Source organism: Oceanicella sp. SM1341, assembly GCF_003448965.1.
Classification (GTDB): domain Bacteria; phylum Pseudomonadota; class Alphaproteobacteria; order Rhodobacterales; family Rhodobacteraceae; genus Paroceanicella.
Genome location: NZ_QRGC01000011.1, coordinates 61996 through 77791 on the forward strand (window position 1 = coordinate 61996; position 15796 = coordinate 77791).

16 protein-coding genes are annotated in these 15796 nt (G+C 72.8%); 10 read left to right on the plus strand and 6 right to left on the minus strand.

The features are described 5' to 3' along the window. Positions 1–411: 411 nt before the first annotated feature. From D3P35_RS12020 to D3P35_RS12030, 3 genes are all read left to right on the plus strand, one after another. Positions 412–1332: a DnaJ C-terminal domain-containing protein gene (locus D3P35_RS12020; protein ID WP_118134976.1), complete on the plus strand. Its 921-nt coding sequence runs from the start codon at positions 412–414 to the stop codon at positions 1330–1332. Further along, positions 1332–1670, plus strand: coding sequence for a chaperone modulator CbpM (locus tag D3P35_RS12025; protein WP_118134977.1), 339 nt, complete (start codon positions 1332–1334; stop codon positions 1668–1670). Before D3P35_RS12020 ends, D3P35_RS12025 begins: the two co-directional genes overlap by 1 nt. Positions 1671–1749: 79 nt before the next feature. Next, a complete protein-coding gene (locus D3P35_RS12030) occupies positions 1750–2592 on the plus strand; it encodes a universal stress protein (protein ID WP_118134978.1) in 843 nt (280 codons plus the stop codon). 43 nt (positions 2593–2635) lie between these two features. On the opposite strand, the gene D3P35_RS12035 is transcribed toward D3P35_RS12030, so the two are convergent. Then, positions 2636–3538: a LysR substrate-binding domain-containing protein gene (locus D3P35_RS12035; RefSeq protein ID WP_118135046.1), complete on the minus strand. Its 903-nt coding sequence runs from the start codon at positions 3536–3538 to the stop codon at positions 2636–2638. Positions 3539–3718: 180 nt separating this feature from the next. Between D3P35_RS12035 and ytfQ the strand changes: the two genes are divergently transcribed. From ytfQ to D3P35_RS12060, 5 genes are all read left to right on the plus strand, one after another. Beyond that, positions 3719–4675 carry a galactofuranose ABC transporter, galactofuranose-binding protein YtfQ gene (gene ytfQ / locus D3P35_RS12040; RefSeq protein ID WP_118134979.1) on the plus strand — a complete coding sequence of 319 codons (957 nt, stop codon included), beginning with the start codon at positions 3719–3721 and terminating at the stop codon, positions 4673–4675. Between the two features lie 103 nt (positions 4676–4778). After that, positions 4779–6299 (plus strand): sugar ABC transporter ATP-binding protein, encoded by a 1521-nt coding sequence (locus D3P35_RS12045; protein ID WP_118134980.1) that lies wholly within the window; start codon positions 4779–4781, stop codon positions 6297–6299. After that, entirely contained in the window at positions 6296–7333 is a 1038-nt protein-coding gene (locus D3P35_RS12050; RefSeq protein ID WP_118134981.1) for an ABC transporter permease, read from the plus strand. Before D3P35_RS12045 ends, D3P35_RS12050 begins: the two co-directional genes overlap by 4 nt. Then, entirely contained in the window at positions 7330–8310 is a 981-nt protein-coding gene (gene yjfF / locus D3P35_RS12055; protein ID WP_118134982.1) for a galactofuranose ABC transporter, permease protein YjfF, read from the plus strand. The genes D3P35_RS12050 and yjfF overlap by 4 nt, the downstream gene beginning before the upstream one ends. A gap of 6 nt (positions 8311–8316) precedes the next feature. After that, the gene (locus D3P35_RS12060; RefSeq protein ID WP_118134983.1) at positions 8317–9102 is read left to right on the plus strand and encodes a FadR/GntR family transcriptional regulator; all 786 of its coding nucleotides are present in this window, start codon (positions 8317–8319) and stop codon (positions 9100–9102) included. On the opposite strand, the gene D3P35_RS12065 is transcribed toward D3P35_RS12060, so the two are convergent. Continuing rightward, positions 9084–9854, minus strand: a complete 771-nt coding sequence (locus D3P35_RS12065) for a sulfotransferase family protein (protein WP_118134984.1) — start codon at positions 9852–9854, stop codon at positions 9084–9086. The genes D3P35_RS12060 and D3P35_RS12065 overlap by 19 nt on opposite strands. Positions 9855–9955: 101 nt before the next feature. Between D3P35_RS12065 and D3P35_RS12070 the strand changes: the two genes are divergently transcribed. Then, positions 9956–10777 carry a 4'-phosphopantetheinyl transferase gene (locus tag D3P35_RS12070; protein WP_157982121.1) on the plus strand — a complete coding sequence of 274 codons (822 nt, stop codon included), beginning with the start codon at positions 9956–9958 and terminating at the stop codon, positions 10775–10777. On the opposite strand, the gene D3P35_RS12075 is transcribed toward D3P35_RS12070, so the two are convergent. After that, entirely contained in the window at positions 10689–11252 is a 564-nt protein-coding gene (locus D3P35_RS12075) for a TetR/AcrR family transcriptional regulator (protein ID WP_118134986.1), read from the minus strand. The two genes, D3P35_RS12070 and D3P35_RS12075, sit on opposite strands and share 89 nt — an antisense overlap. Before the next feature lie 117 nt (positions 11253–11369). Between D3P35_RS12075 and D3P35_RS12080 the strand changes: the two genes are divergently transcribed. Beyond that, positions 11370–12578: an MFS transporter gene (locus tag D3P35_RS12080; RefSeq protein WP_118134987.1), complete on the plus strand. Its 1209-nt coding sequence runs from the start codon at positions 11370–11372 to the stop codon at positions 12576–12578. Positions 12579–12617: 39 nt separating this feature from the next. Here D3P35_RS12080 and D3P35_RS12085 read toward each other — a convergent pair whose 3' ends face one another. Genes D3P35_RS12085 through D3P35_RS12095 form a run of 3 tightly spaced genes read right to left on the minus strand, consistent with a single transcriptional unit; the run spans position 12618 to position 15753 of the window. Continuing rightward, a complete protein-coding gene (locus D3P35_RS12085) occupies positions 12618–14507 on the minus strand; it encodes a CHASE2 domain-containing protein (protein ID WP_118134988.1) in 1890 nt (629 codons plus the stop codon). Continuing rightward, positions 14504–15079, minus strand: a complete 576-nt coding sequence (locus D3P35_RS12090) for a FecR family protein (RefSeq protein ID WP_118134989.1) — start codon at positions 15077–15079, stop codon at positions 14504–14506. The genes D3P35_RS12085 and D3P35_RS12090 overlap by 4 nt, the downstream gene beginning before the upstream one ends. Then, complete coding sequence (locus D3P35_RS12095) at positions 15076–15753, minus strand: Crp/Fnr family transcriptional regulator (protein WP_118134990.1); 678 nt, start codon at positions 15751–15753, stop codon at positions 15076–15078. The genes D3P35_RS12090 and D3P35_RS12095 overlap by 4 nt, the downstream gene beginning before the upstream one ends. Between the last annotated feature and the right edge of the window lie 43 nt (positions 15754–15796).

Here is a 15796-nt window from a genome sequence, read left to right on the forward strand (position 1 = left end):
TCGCACCGCCAGCGCCCCGGGAACCGCGGTCTCCCGGGGGGGGGCACGCCGACCCCTTGTGCCCGGGCTGAGGGGCTTCGACGCCGGGTGCGAGCGCGCATGCCGGGCAGGGCCGTCATCGCGGGGGCGCTGATCGGCAGCACGGGCACCTGCCTGCGCCGGTACGGGCCGATGTTCCGCTCACGGCACCGGGCCGGTGCGGCGGCGGACGAGCGCTCCGGTGCCTCTGCCGCCGGCGCCCTCGCCACGGTGCGCGGGCGTCGTGCCGGGGCGCGGGCGGCGCCGGGGCGGGTGCGGCCAGATGTCCTTCGGAAAACTGTTCAAACCACGGCCAGGGGGTGTAGTTTCGTACCCGACCACCCGAGTCGCGGGACCGGATCTCCGGCCCGGCCGGGGAAGGGCAGCAGTGCAATGGCCAGGACCGAGACGACAGATCCCTACAAGCTCCTCGGCGTGGCGCGTGGCGCCTCGCAGGAGGAGATCCGCAAGGCCTACCGCCGCAAGGTGAAGGAAAATCACCCGGACCTGCACCCGGGCGATGCCGACGCCGCCGAGCGGTTCAAGGCCATCTCCGCCGCCAACGACATCCTCTCCGACCCCGAGAAGCGCGTGCGCTTCGACCGTGGCGAGCTCGACGCCGAGGGCCACGAGACCGGCCGCTCGGGCTTCTGGCGCGACCACGCGGAAGGGGCGGACGCCGGGGCCTACCGCTCCTCCGCCGGGTTCGACGATTTCGCCGATGCTTCCGAGTTCTTCGCCGACATGTTCGGCCGGCGCGCCGGTGCGCGGGGAGGCAGCGGCATGAAGATGCGCGGCGCGGACATGCATTACCGCGTGGAGGTGGATTTCCGCACCGCCGCGCGCGGCGGCAAGGTGCGGCTCTCCAATGCCGAGGGCGCGGGCTTCGACCTCTCCGTGCCGGAGGGCTGCGAGGAGGGGCAGGTGATCCGCCTCGCCGGGCTCGGCCGGCCGGGCGCGGGCGGCGGCCCCTCGGGCGACGCGCTGGTGGAGATCGCCATCCGCCCCGACCCGCTGTTCCGCCGCGAGGGCCGCGACATCCTCATCGAGGTGCCGGTGTCGATCGACGAGGTGGTGACCGGCGCGCGCATCGACGTACCCACGCTCGACGGCACGGTGAAGCTCACCATCCCGCGGGGCGCGGGCGCCAAGGTGCTGCGCCTGCGCGGCAAGGGCATCCGCCCGGGCGGCGACCAGCTCGTGCGCCTGCGCATCGCCGCGCCGGAGGCGGTGGATGACGAACTCGTCGAGGCGCTGGAGGCCTGGCGCAAGCGCGCCCGCCCCGATCCGCGCCGCAACTGGGGAGGCGCGTGATGCCCACGATCACCCGTCGCCAGCTCTGCGAGGAGCTGCATGTCGAGACCGCCCGCATCGATGTCTGGATCTCCGCCGGCTGGATCCGGCCGGTGGTGGCGGAGGGGGAGGGCGCGCCGCGCTTCACCGCCGCCGATGCCGCCCGCGCCGCCTTCCTGCTCAGCCTCGAGCGGGACATGGCGCTGGACGCGGAGACGATGGGCACCATGCTCTCGCTGGTCGACCAGATCCACGGGCTGCGCGCCGAGCTGATGCGGCTGGGCCGCGCTGTCGAGGCCCAGCCCGAGCCGGTGCGCCGGCAGATCCTCGAGCGTTATTCCGGGCCGGGCGGGCGCTGAAGCGGCGCCCCCAGCCCCACCCTGTCGCCGCCGGGCGCGGCAGGGGCAGGACCGGGCCCGGCAGGAGGGGGAGAAACCCATGAGCTACAAGACCATCCTGAGTGCCTGCGCCGAGGCGGGGCCGGTGTCTGCCGAATACGAGCTCGCCGTGGCGCTGGCCGGGCGGTTCGACGCGCACCTGGAGCTGATCGCCTGCGGGCTGGAGCCCGAGCTCACGCTCTACGCCTATGACGGGGTGGATGCGGGGCTGATCGCGGAGATGAGCGAGAAGGCGAAGGGCCGGGCGCATGCGCTGGCCACCGCCGCGTCGGCCGAGCTCGACAAGACCGGCCTGCGCAGCAACGTGCGCGAGCTGGTGTGCAGCTACGACCGGCTGCAGGCCCGCTTCGGTGCCTTCGCCCGCTACGCCGATCTCGTGGTGGTGGCCAAGCCGAAGGACAGCGAGGACACGGTGGCCGAGCGGCTGCTGGAGGGCGCGCTCTTCGACGGCGACGCCACCGTGCTGCTCTGCCCGCCGCGCGCGGCCGGCGCGCCGGTGCCGGGTGACACGGTGGTGATCGCCTGGAACAGCAGCCAGGAGGGCCTGCGCGCCGTGCGCGGCGCCATGCCCTTCCTGATGCAGGCAAAGCGCATCGACATCGTGATCATCGACCCCGAGCCGGACACCGAGCTCACGGGCGAGGAGCCGGGCAGCCTGCTCGCCCTCATGCTCGCCCGCCAGGGGCTGGAGGTGAGCGTGACGCCGAAGCCTTCGTCCGGCCGGGCCCCGGCCGAGGTGGTGCGCGAGCACGCGACCGATCTGGGCGCCGACCTGCTGGTGATGGGCGCCTACGGCCATTCGCGCCTGCGCGAGTACCTTCTGGGCGGTGCCACCCGCGACATGCTCGCCGACATGAGCATCCCGGTGCTGATGGCCCACTGATGCTGCCTCCCGCTTCCGGCCACCGGAAGCGGGACACGCCCGCTCAGCCGCGGCTGCGCCCGGCGCGCAGGAAATCGATGAAGGCGCGCAGCGGCGCCGGCACCAGCCGGCTGCTCGCGTAGTAGAGGAACGGGCCCGGGAAGCGCGGCGCCCAGTCGTCCAGCACGCTCACCAGCCGGCCGTCGGCCAGCGCGGGGGCCAGCACTTCCTCGAAGGTCTCGAACAGCCCCTCGCCGGCGAGGCAGGCCGCCAGCAGGATGTCGAGCGAATTGGTCACCAGCCGCGCCGGCGGGTCGATGCGCAGCACCTCCTCGCCGCGCTCGAACTCCAGCGGCCGGGTGTTGCCGCTGAGGAAGCGGTGGCGCAGCACCCTGTGGGCGAGCAGGTCGCGCGGGTGGGCGGGCGTGCCGTGACGGGCGAGATACGCCGGCGCGGCGGCCAGCACGTAGCGCTGCGGGCGCGGCAGCAGCGGCACGGCGATCATGTCCTGCGCCAGGTGCTCCTCGTAGCGGATGCCGGCGTCCATGCCCTCGGCGATGATGTCCAGCAGCCGGTTCTCGGCCGTCACCTCCAGCGTGATGCCGGGATGGGCGGCGAGGAAGGCCGTGGTGATCTCCGGCAGCAGGAAGCGCGCCACGGCCTCGGGCACCTGCAGGCGCAGGGTGCCGCTGGGCCCGCTCCCGGGGGTGCCCGCGGCCTCCAGCGCCCCGGCGAGATCGGAGAGCGCCGGCGCGATGCGCTCCAGCAGCGCCGCCCCCGCCTCGGTCGGGGTGACGGAGCGGGTGGAGCGGTGCAGCAGCCGGTGGCCCAGCCGGGCTTCAAGCCGGCGCACCGCGTCCGAGAGCGTGGAGGGTGCCTCGCCGCGCCGCGCGGCGGCGGCGCGAAAGCCGCGCGCCCGCGCCACGGCGGCGAAGGCTTCCAGGTCGGACAGGCTGGGCTGATTCATCGTGCGCATCCCCGGACAATTCCCCCCATGCTTCCCCGATCGGCGGACGCGATGCCAGAGCGGATCCGCGCGCGCCGCGCCGCGCGGACCAATCCGCGAATTCATTTACAAAAGTCGTATTGTATGATTTTTTCTTCCCGTGGCTGCGGCCCGACAAGAAAAGACTCATGGGAGGAAATCATGCTTCGGAAGACATTCTGGGGAACGGCGGCGTTTGCTTCGCTGGTTCTCGCGGCGCCCTCGCTGGCCCAGACCATCGGATTCTCGCAGATCGGCTCGGAATCGGGCTGGCGCGCGGCCGAAACCACGCTCACCCACCAGCAAGCCGAGGAACGGGGCATCGACCTCAAGTTCGCCGACGCCCAGCAGAAGCAGGAAAACCAGATCAAGGCCCTGCGCTCGTTCATCGCCCAGGGGGTCGACGCGATCCTGCTCGCCCCCGTGGTGGCCACCGGCTGGGAATCGGTGCTCGAGGAGGCCAAGGAGGCCGAGATCCCCGTGGTGCTGCTCGACCGCACGGTCGACGCGCCGGAGGACCTCTACCTCACCGCCGTCACCTCCGACCTCGTGCACGAGGGCAACGTGGCCGGGCAGTGGCTGGTGGACGCGGTGGCGGGCGAGCCGTGCAACGTGGTCGAGCTGCAGGGCACCACCGGCTCCTCCCCCGCGATCGACCGCAAGGCGGGCTTCGAGGAGGCGATCGCCGGGCATGACAACGTGAAGATCATCCGCAGCCAGACCGGCGATTTCACCCGCACCAAGGGCAAGGAGGTGATGGAGAGCTTCCTCAAGGCCGAGGACGGCGGCCGCAACATCTGCGCCCTCTACGCCCATAACGACGACATGGCCGTGGGCGCCATCCAGGCCATCAAGGAAGCCGGGCTGAAGCCGGGCGACGACATCCTCGTGGTGTCCATCGACGCGGTGCCCGACATCTTCAAGGCGATGGCCGAGGGCGAGGCGAATGCCACCGTCGAGCTCACGCCCAACATGGCCGGCCCCGCCTTCGACGCGCTGGCCGCCTACATGACCAACGGCACCACCCCGCCGAAGTGGATCCAGACCGAATCGAAGCTCTACACCCAGGAGGACGACCCCATGGCGGTGTACGAGCAGAAGAAGGGCCTGGGCTACTGACCCTGCCGCCGGCGGGCGCCCCGAGCCGCTCGGGGCCCCGCCATCGCGACATCGCAGGCGAGGCGGGGGCCGCGGAGGCCCCCGGGAGCAGGGGGAGGACAGCATGGAAGATCGCGAGCCGCTGCTGCGCGCGCAGGGCGTCACCAAGGCCTTTCCGGGCGCGCTGGCGCTCGACGGGGTCGATTTCACCCTGAGGCGCGGCGAGGTGCACGCGCTGCTGGGCGAGAACGGGGCCGGCAAGTCGACGCTGGTCAAATGCCTCACCGGGGCCTACCGGCGCGACGGCGGCGACATTCTGCTCGACGGCCGGCCGATAGACCCGCGCGACACGCAAGCCGCGCAGGAGCTCGGCATCGGCACCGTATACCAGGAGGTAAACCTTCTGGAAAACCTCACCGTGGCGGAAAACCTGCTGCTGGGCCGGCAGCCGAGGCGCATGGGCCTCGTCTCGCCCGGCGCCACGCGGGCGGCGGCGCGCGAGATGCTGGCGGGCTACGGGCTCGACATCGACGTGGGCCGCACGCTGGGCAGCTACCCCGTCGCCATCCGCCAGGTGGTGGCCATCGCGCGGGCGGTCTCGCTCTCGGGCAAGGTGCTGATCCTCGACGAGCCGACCGCGAGCCTCGACGCGCGGGAGGTGGAGATGCTCTTCGGTGTCATCGAGGGGCTGCGGGCGCGCGGCCTCGGCATCGTGTTCATTTCGCATTTTCTCGACCAGGTGTTCCGCATCTGCGACCGGGTGACGGTGCTGCGCAACGGACGCCTGGTGGGCGCGCGGGACACGCGAGGGCTCGACCGGGTGGGGCTGGTGAACATGATGCTCGGCCGCGAGCTGAGCGAGGAGACCCGCGCCCATGGCCGCACCGACGGGCCGCAGGGCGCCCCCGCCCTCACCTTCCGCGGCTTCGGGCGGGCGGGGCGCATCGCGCCGGTCGACCTCGAGATCCGCCGCGGCGAGGTGGTGGGCGTGGCCGGGCTGCTCGGCTCCGGGCGCACCGAGCTTGCCGAGACCATCTTCGGCGTCACACCCCATGACAGCGGTGCGGCGGAGGCCGGCGGCAGCCGGCTCTCGCTCGCCTCGCCGCGCGCGGCGGTGGCGGCGGGGTTCGGCTTCTGCCCGGAGGACCGCAAGACCGACGCGCTGGTGGGCGATCTCACCATCCGCGAGAACATCGTGCTCGCCCTGCAGGCCCGGCGCGGCTGGGCCCGGCCGGTGCCGCGGCGCGAGCAGGCGGCACTGGCCGAGGAGTATATCGCCCGGCTCGACATCCGCACGACGGACGCGGAAAAGCCCGCCGGCCAGCTCTCGGGCGGCAACCAGCAGAAGGTGATCCTGGCGCGCTGGCTGGCGACGAACCCGCGCTTCCTCATCCTCGACGAGCCCACCCGCGGCATCGACGTGGGCGCCCATGCCGAGATCATCCGGCTGATCGAGGAGCTCTGCGCGGCCGGCATGTCGCTGCTGGTCATCTCCTCCGAGCTCGACGAGCTGGTGAGCTACTCGCACCGGGTGATGGTGCTGCGCGACCGCGCGCAGGTGGCAGCCCTCGAGGGCGCCGGCATCACGGTGGAGAGCATCGTCTCCGCCATCGCCGCACCCGAGCCGGAAGGAGCGCCCGCATGAGCCGGACCCGCGAATTCCTGCGCCGCATCCTGCCGCAGCTCGTCACCCTCGCCGCGGTGCTGGGGCTGATCGCGGCGGTCTATCCCGGCTTCTTCGAGGTGAGCATGGCCAACGGCCGGCTCTACGGCTCGCTCATCGACATCCTCAACCGCGGCGCGCCGGTGGCGCTGCTCGCCATCGGCATGACGCTGGTGATCGCCACCCGGGGCATCGACCTCTCGGTGGGGGCGATCATGGCGATCTGCGGCGCGGTGGCGGCGGCGGCGATCACCTCGGGCCTCGGGCTGGCGGCGGCGCTGGGGCTGGCGCTGGCGGCGGGGCTGGCCTGCGGGCTGTGGAACGGGCTCCTCGTGGTGCTCTTCGGCATCCAGCCCATCGTGGCGACGCTCATCCTGATGGTGGCGGGCCGGGGCATCGCCCAGCTGGTCACCGAGGGGGCCATCCTCACCTTCACCCACGAGGGGCTGATCTTCCTCGGCTCCGGAGCGGTCTTCGGCGTGCCCACGCCGGTGCTGATCTGGTTCGCGGCGGGGGCGCTGGCGCTCCTCGTGGTGCGGCGCACGGCGCTCGGCATGCTCATCGAGGCGGTGGGCATCAACCGGCGCGCAGGCGCGCTGGCGGGCGTGGGGGCCGGGGCGCTGATTGTCGCGGTCTACATGGTCTCGGGGCTCTGCGCGGGCATGGCCGGGGTGATCGCGGCCGCCGACATCCGCGGGGCGGACGCCAACAACGCCGGCCTCTGGCTCGAGCTCGACGCCATCCTCGCGGTGGTGATCGGCGGCACCTCGCTGCTGGGCGGGCGCTTCTCCATCGCGGCCTCGCTGATCGGGGCGATGATCATCCAGTCGGTGAACACCGGCATCCTGCTCTCCGGCTTCCCGCCGGAATTCAACCTCATCATCAAGGCGGCGATCATTATCGTGATCCTGGTGTTGCAATCGCCCCGGCTGCGCGCCGGCCCCCGGCTGCGCCGCCCCGGCGGGCGGGTGCGCGGGGCCTCCGCGGCCGAGAAGAAGGAGCGCGTCACCTCATGAGCTCACGCCATCTCCCCCTCGCGGCGACGCTGCTGATCTTCCTCGTGGCCTATGCCGCCTGCTACGCGCAGTTCCCGGCCATGCTCTCCACCCGGGTGGTGGGCAACCTGCTGACCGACAACGCCTTTCTCGGCATCGTGGCGGTGGGGATGACCTTCGTCATCCTCTCGGGCGGCATCGACCTCTCGGTGGGCTCGGTCATCGCCTTTTCCGGCGTGTTCATCGCGGTGATGCTGCGCGACACCGGGCTGCACCCGCTCGCGGTCTTCGCGCTGCTGCTGGTGCTCACCACCGCCTTCGGGGCGGCGATGGGGGCGATCATCCACCTGCTGGAGATGCCGGCCTTCATCGTCACCCTCGCGGGCATGTTCCTCGCGCGCGGGATGGCCTATGTGCTGTCGATCGACTCGATCCCCGTCACGCATGACTTCTACGACACGTTGCAGGGCGCCTACTGGCTGATGCCGGGCAAGGGGCGGCTCACGCTCATCGGCGGGCTGATGCTGCTGGTGGTGCTGGGCGGCATCCTGCTCGCGCATCGCACCCGCTTCGGCGCCAACATCTACGCCCTCGGCGGCGGGGTGCAGGCGGCGCGGCTGATGGGGGTGCCCGTGGGCCGCACCACGGTGGGGATCTACGCGCTCTCCGGGCTGCTGGCCGGGCTCGCCGGCATCGTGTTCTCGCTCTACACCTCGGCGGGCTACTCGCTCGCCGCCGTGGGGGTCGAGCTCGACGCCATCGCCGCGGTGGTGATCGGCGGCACGCTGCTCACCGGCGGCAGCGGCTTCATCGCCGGCACCTTCATCGGCGTGCTCATCATGGGGCTGATCCAGACCTACATCATCTTCGACGGAACCCTGTCGAGCTGGTGGACCAAGATCGTCATCGGAATCCTGCTCTTCGCCTTCATCCTGTTGCAAAAGGGCCTGCTCTGGGCCAGCACTGGACGCAGGTGGAGACTTGCAGGATCGGGCTGAGGGGCAATGCCGCTGCTGAAATCGGCGATATCGGGGCGGGCGCTGCGCAACAGCCATGCCCATGTGGTGCACGAGATCGGGCGCGCGATCGTCGGCGGCGACTTCGAGGAGGGCAGCCTGCTGCCCGGCGATGCCGAGCTCGCGGCGCGCTACGGTGTCTCGCGCACGGTGCTGCGCGAGGCGATGAAGACCCTCGCGGCCAAGGGCATGCTGGTGGCGCGCGCGCGCATCGGCACGCGGGTGACCGGGCGCACCGAGTGGAACCTCTTCGACGCCGAGCTGCTGGGCTGGCATTTCGAGGCGGGGGTGGACCGCGCCTTCCTCAGCCACCTGTGCGACATGCGCCTGTCCTTCGAGCCCTCCGCCGCCCGGCTGGCGGCGCGCCGGGCCCGGCCGGCGCAGCTCGCCCGGCTGTTCCTGCTGGCCGACCGCATGGCCGGGGCGCAGAGCTCCGAGGCCTTCGCCATCGCCGACCTCGAGTTCCACATGACCCTGCTCGAGGCCTCGGGAAACCCGTTCATGCTCTCGGTCGGCAGCCTGATCGAGGCGGCGCTGGTGAGCGTGTTCCGCATGAGCTCGCCCACCCGCGAGGCCGGCGCCGTGGCCGAAAGCGCCACCGCCCACCGCCGCATCGCCGAGGCGCTCGCCGCCGGCGATGCCGAGGCCGCCGCCGCCGCGATGGAAGCCGTGATCGTGGTGGGCTGGGAGAACGTGCAGCACTCCGACGCGCTCTCCGGCCCGGCCGGCGCCCGGCCGCCGCTGCTCGCCCCGGCTCAGCCCCGGCGGGGGTAGGAGAAGGCCTCGAAATCCTGCTCGAACACCCGGTAGACCTTCTTGCGCAGAGCGGGGGTGTAATAGGCGGCAAGCTTGTCGCCCGCGTCGTTGCTGTGCGGCGAGAAGCGGGCGAGGTGCTGCGCGTCGAGCCCCGCCTCGCGGCAGACATGCGCCATGTCGGGCTCGAAGCGCTCCATGCGGCCGATGAAATGGTAGTCCATCTCGTCCACGCAATTGTGCAGGTATTGCGGGCGCCAGTGCGGGTCCATCAGCGCGGGCGGCGTGGCGGCGACGGCGTCGACGAACTCGGCGAAGCTGATCTCCGCCTCCGAGCCCGCGCTGCGCCCCAGCACCGCCTTCACCTGGGCGGCCTGCGGCCTGTCGCCCACGATCTTGTCGAGATAGGCCGAGAGCAGCCGGTCATAGGGGTTGCGCACGAAGCAGAAGCGGAAGAAACCGGAGCCCGGCTCCAGCAGGCGGCGGAACGGGTAGACCTGCTTCACGTTCAGCAGCGGCGAGAACTCGCGGTTGTGCAGGAAGTCGAATTCCTCGTAGCTCACGTCGGAGCGGTCGAACAGGCGGATGCCGTCGATCTCGTTCTTGATCAGGAAGCGCTTGATGGTCGAGCAGGCCACTTTCGGGGTTTCGAAATACACGTAGCGGTGGCGCGCGGAGATGTTGATCGCGTAGACGAGGTGCTGGAAACCGTTGGTGGTGGTGAGAAAGTCGAGGTCGTCGAGCGCGTGGTCAAGTCGGGTCGTTTCGGGCATCTTGCAGGCCCCTTCTCGGTCGGGAGGCGGTCGAAAGGAATGCTGTTTCAAAGCAATAGGCCGGCTCTCGCTGCGGTGCAACCGGCGCGGGGGCGGGCGGCGTGAACGGGCAGGCGATGCAGATCGCGGCGCTCGAGGCGGCAGCCCCGCTGCCCGCGCCGCCGGGGCTGGTGTTCCGCGCCTGCGACTTTCCCCGGCCGCCGCGCGGGGCGCCCGGCCCCGGGCCGGAGGCCTGCGAGCATGACGGGCTGCGCGCCGAGCTGCCGCAGGCGCTGGCCCGCGCCGTGCCCGGGCGGCGGGCCGAGTTCCTCGCCGGGCGGATCTGCGCCATGGCCGCCCTGCGCGCCCTCACCGGCGCGCCCGCGCCGGTGCCGGTGGGCGAGGGGCGGGCGCCGGTCTGGCCCGGGGGGGTGGCCGGCAGCATCAGCCATTCCGGGGCGCGCGCCCTCGCCGTGGTGGGCCGGGCGGCGGAGTATCCCTTCCTCGGGCTCGATTTCGAGCCGGTGATGGAGGATGCGCGGGCCGCCCCGCTGGCGCCCACCATCCTCACGGAAGGCGACGCGGATCACCGCCCCGCCGGCATGGCGGAGGGCGCCTTCACCACGCTGGTGTTCTGCGCCAAGGAGGCGGTCTACAAGGCGGTCTGGCCGCGGGTGCGCCGGGTGGTGGATTTCCACGAGGCCCGGGTGCTCGGCCTCTGGCCGGGGGAGGGGCGCATCGAGCTTGCCTTCGACGAGACGGTGCGCGCCCCGGGTGTCACCGGCCGGGCCTTCGCACTGCGCTACGCGCTCGGGCCGCGGGCCTGCCTCTGCCTCGCCGCCGAGGGGGAGTTACTCAGCCCGCCTCGCCGGCGTAGAGCCGCGCGACGAGACCGCGGCCATACTCCGCGTCCGGGGATTCCCAGAACAGGATGCGATACATGATCGGGCCCACCACGCCGTCGATCACCGCGTCGGTGTCGGGGAAGCGCTCGCCGCGCGCCGAGGCCCGGGCGCCGATCTCCTCGATCTGGGCGCGGGTGATGGTGCAGCAGCGCGTTGCATTGCCCGAGCCCGATTGCGCCGCGATGATGTCGCGGATCATCGCGAGACCGGGGGCGGAGCCCATCTCCTCGACATATTGCTCGGCCCAGGCCTCGAGGTCGCCGCGCCCGCTGCCGGTGTCGGCCGGCGGGGTGTCGGCGCGGAAGCGTTCCACCGCGACGTCGGAGAGCAGTTCCTGCAGTTCGCCCCAGCGGCGGTAGATGGTCGAGGGGGTCACCCCCGCCTCGGCCGCGATCATCGGGATGGTGATGGAGGCGCGAGTCTCCCGCGCCAGCAGCCGCCCGACCGCCGCATGCACCGAGGCCTGCACGCGCGCACTGCGCCCCCCGGGCCGTATCCCGCCTCGCAACTCCATGATGACGCTCCGTTTCCCCTTATCTTGTCCTGCAAAAGCAAATGAATTGCTTTTGTGGGCATTGTGCCCTACACGAGGGTTAATGCAATGAATTTGCTTTAGATGGATCCTCCGCCCATGTCCAGCCTCCAGGATACCGCTGCCGCGCCGGCCGAGAACCGCGCCGCGCTGGCGTTTCACGCCGGCACGCTGTTCACCTTCTACGCGGCCTCCGCCGCGCCCACGCCGCTCTACCGGCTCTACCAGGAGCTCTGGGGCCTCTCGCCCATGGTGGTGACGCTGGTCTTCGCGGTCTATGCCTTCAGCCTGCTGGCGGCGCTGCTGGTGGTGGGCTCGATCTCCGACCATGTCGGGCGGCGGCCGGCCATCGCGGTGGCGCTGGTGCTGCAGGCGGGCGCCATGCTGCTCTTCACAGTGGCCGAGGACGCGAGCCTGCTGCTCGCCGCCCGGGTGGCGCAGGGGCTCGCCACCGGGGCTGCCGCCAGCGCCATCGGTGCCGCGCTGGTCGACGTGAGCCGCAGCCGCGGCCCGCTCGTCAACGCGCTCTCGCCGATGCTGGGCATGTCCACCGGCGCGCTGCTCGCCGGGGTGCTGGTGACCTGGGCGCCGGCGCCGCTGCGGCTGGTGTACCTGGTGCTGCTGGGGCTGAACCTCGTGCAGCTCGCGCTGCTGCTCACCCGGGTGCCCGAGACCATGGGCCGCCGCCCCGGCGCGCTCGACGCGCTCTGGCCTCGGGTGCGGGTGCCGGCGGGGCTCGGGCGGCTGCTGCTGGGCGTCACCCCGGTGAATGTCGCGGTCTGGAGCCTGGGCGGCATCTTCCTGTCGATCATCCCCACGCTGGTGAGCCGGGTGACCGGCATCACCTCGCCGCTGCTCGGGGCGGGCGTGGTGGTGCTGCTCACCCTCAGCGCCGCGACCTCGGTGCTCGCCAACCGCGGGCGCGACCCGATGCGGGTGATCGCCTCCGGTGTCGCCTGCCTGCTGCCGGGCCTGCTCATCCTGGTGCTGGCGGTGCGCACGGGCAACGTGGCGCTCCTGCTGCTCGCCCCGGTCATCGGCGGCTTCGGCTTCGGCTCGATCTTCCAGGGCAGCCTCAACTCGCTGCTGCCGCTCGCGAGCCCCGAGCAGCGCGCCGAGCTGCTGTCGATCTTCTACGTCGAGTGCTACCTGTCGATGAGCGTGCCGGCCATCGCGGCGGGCGCGCTGGCGAGCCGCATCGGCATCGTGGCCACGGTGGAGATCTTCGCCATCGCCTCGGCGGCGCTGGCGGCGGGCGGCTTCCTCGCGCTGCGGGCGGGCAACCGGCGCCGGCGCTGCACCGGCTGAGGCGCCGGCTGAAACGGCGCGGGCTGAAACGGCGCGGGCTCAGCCCCGGCCGGCCGCGGAAGGGGCGGCGTCGAGCGCCGGTTCCGCCCCGCGCGGGCAGCGCCAGAGCGAGACCGCCACCTCCGCCATGCGGCCGCGGATCGCCACCACCCGGCGGGTGTCGGGCACCGGCAGGCCGGAGAGCGCCTGCGGCCCCGCCCCGGAGACGAGATCGGCGGAGACCGCGATCGCGGCGCCTTCCGCCTTCGCCACCTCCATCAGGCGCGAGGCCAGGTTCACGCTGTCGCCGGTCACGGTGACATGCTGGTGGGTCTCGTGGCCCAGCCGCGAGACCACCACCGGCCCGCGGTGCACCCCCACCCTGAGGTCGAGCGCCACGCCCGGCAGGCCCGGAAGGCTCAGTTTCCGCACCGCCGGCACCAGGGCGAAGGCGGCCGCGAGGGCGTTTGCCGCGTCGTCCGGCCCCGGCTCGGGCAGGCCGAACACCGCCATCGCCCCGTCGCCCATGTAGCTCAGCACCAGCCCCTGCCGCCGGTCCACCACCCCGCTGATGCAGCCGTGGAACGATTTCAGGAACTCGCGGGTCACCTCGGGCCCCATGAGCTCGCTCATCCGCGTGAAGCCGGAAAGGTCGACGAACAGCACGGAGGCGGTGATGGCCAGCGGCTCGGTGAGAAAGCCCGGGTCTGCGGCGATGCGCGCGGCCAGCAGCGGCGGCTGGAACTGGCTCAGCGCCCGCGCCGCCCGGCCGCTGGCCCGGGCGGCGCGCCGCTCCATCAGGTGCCGCGCGGCGGCCACCAGCAGCACCGGCGGCAGGCAGGCGGCGGCCGGCAGCGCCGCGCTGAACCATTGCCCCTGCGCATAGGCCAGCGTGACCGCGCCGAGCCAGAGCGCCAGCGCCCCGGCCACCAGGGGCAGCCCGTAGACCAGCGGCAGCAGCGCCACCGTCACCACCCCGCCGAGCGCGAGCACGGCCGCGATCGCCACGTCCGCCCGGCGGATGGCGGCACTGCGCACCATGCCCTCGCCCGAGAGCAGCGTGGCCATGCCGGCGGCCAGCACCTCCACGCCGGGGGTCACCGGGTCGAAGGGGGTGGAGAAGCGGTCGCCCACCGCGGTGGCGGTGTAGCCCACCACCACCAGCCTGCCGGCGAGCCGGGCCCGGCCCGGGGGCGTCTCGAGCAGGTGGCGCGCCGAGACGGTGCGGATCGTGCCGGCCGGGCCCGGCGCGCGCAGGGCGAGGTGGTAGCCGAGGTCCACCGCCCGGCGGCTGCCGCCCAGCCCGATCTCGCCGGTGCCGATCTCCGCCGGCGCGCCGGACCAGAGCGCGGCCGCCTGCAGCACGAAGGAGGCCTCGATGCCCGCCGGCCCGCGGTAGAGCAGCGGCACGTGGCGCGGCGTGCCCGAGGCATCGGTCACGATGTTCACCAGCCCCGAGGCCGCGACGGCACCGAAGCGCGGCAGCGGCCGCAGTGCCTCCTCGATCACCGGCAGCCCGTCGGGGCCGGCGGCCTCCGGGCGGAAGCGGCCGGCGGCGGCGAGCACGGTGGGCACCCGGCCGAGGGCCTCGGCCAGCACCGCGTCGGTGGCGGGATAGGTCGGCTCGACGAGCAGCACGTCCACCGCGAGCGCCCGCGCGCCTTCCTCCGCGATGCGGTTCACGATCTCGCTCAGCCGGGCGCGGGGCAGGGGGTAGGTGCCGCCGTCTCCCGCCAGCGTGGCGTCGTCGATGGCGACGATCACCACGTCCTGCGGCGGCGGCTTGGGCCCGGCCACCAGCAGGCGCAGGTCGGTGAGCATCGCCTCGGGCCAGTCGAGCGGTCCGCGCCAGCCCTCGAGATGCGGCCGCGCCAGCACCGCCACCCAGGCGACAGCCAGCACCGCCCCGACGAGCGCCAGGATGCGCGGAGCGCGGGGCCCGCGCCTCACCGGCCGAAGCGCTCCATCAGGGCCGCGACCCGCGCGGCGCCCCAGGTCTTCACCTCCAGCGGCGCGCCGGGGACCACGTCGACCCCCTCGCCGGGCCCGAGCAGCACCGGGCGGGAGGGCGCATCGGCATGCGCGACCGCGACCTGCCCCTCGGCGACGAAGACCGCCGTCGCGCCGCTGTCCACGTCCACCGCCCAGACCGTGCCGCGCACCGAGGCGATGGCGTGCGGCGTGCGGATCTGGAAGGTGTGGCCGGGGGCGGGGGCGTCCTCGATCCAGGCGGCGCCGGAGCGCAGCCCGATCTCCTCGAGGGGCGCGTCCTCGCCGGAGAGGGTGATTCCGAGCGATGCCGCCGCCTCGGCCTCGAACACCAGTCCGCCGGTACAGGCGAAGGCGCGCCGTGCCGGCTCCTCCAGAACCCGGGTGGTGCAGGGGCCGACGGTCGTCGCGCCCGGCGCCCCCTGGGCCAGTGCCGCGGCCGGGGCCAGCCCGGCGGCGAGCAGTGCCAGCAGGGCGGCGGCGGTGCCGCGCGGGAAGCGGAGGGGGGAGGGGGAATGGCCCTGGATTGTCATCGTGACAGCTCCTCTATGCGGGTCAGGAAGTCGGGGTCGTGAACGGTGATGCGCCGGCGCCCGAGGCTGATGTGCCCCTCGGCCTGCCAGCGGCGGAGCTGGCGGTTCACCGTCTCGCGGGTGGCGCCGGCGAGCAGCGCCAGTTCCTCCTGCGAGATGGTGATCTCGGCGCCGTAATCCTCCACCAGCACCGCCATGCGCCGCGCGAGCCGCGCCGGCAGGGTGAGGAAACCGCGGTCCTCCATCCGGGCGGACACGTCGCGCAGGCGGGCGCAGAGCAGCTCTATCACCTGCATCGCGAGGCTCGAATCGCCCGAGAGCAGGCGCAGGAAGGCGGCGCGGGGCACGAGGAACAGCTCCGCGTCCTCCGTCACCACGGCGTCGGCGGTGCGGGCCTGGCCGTCGAGCAGCGCGATCTCGCCGAAGACATCGCCGCTGCCCAGCATGTTGAGGGTCATGCGGCGGCCGGCCTCGTCGGTCACGGAAATGGCGATCTGGCCGCGCCGCACGAGGTACAGCCCGTCGGCCGCATCGCCCTTGAGGAACAGCGTCTCTCCGGCCGACGGGCGGCGCAGCGCCCCGATGGCGGCGATCTTCTCGCGCGCGGCGGGAGAGAGGCCGGCGAAGAACGGGTTCGCGGCAAGCATCGGCATCAGCCCTGTCGGCGGTGTCACGGTCGGTCTCCGGTCTGGCGGTGTGGCGGTCGGGGGGCTGCCC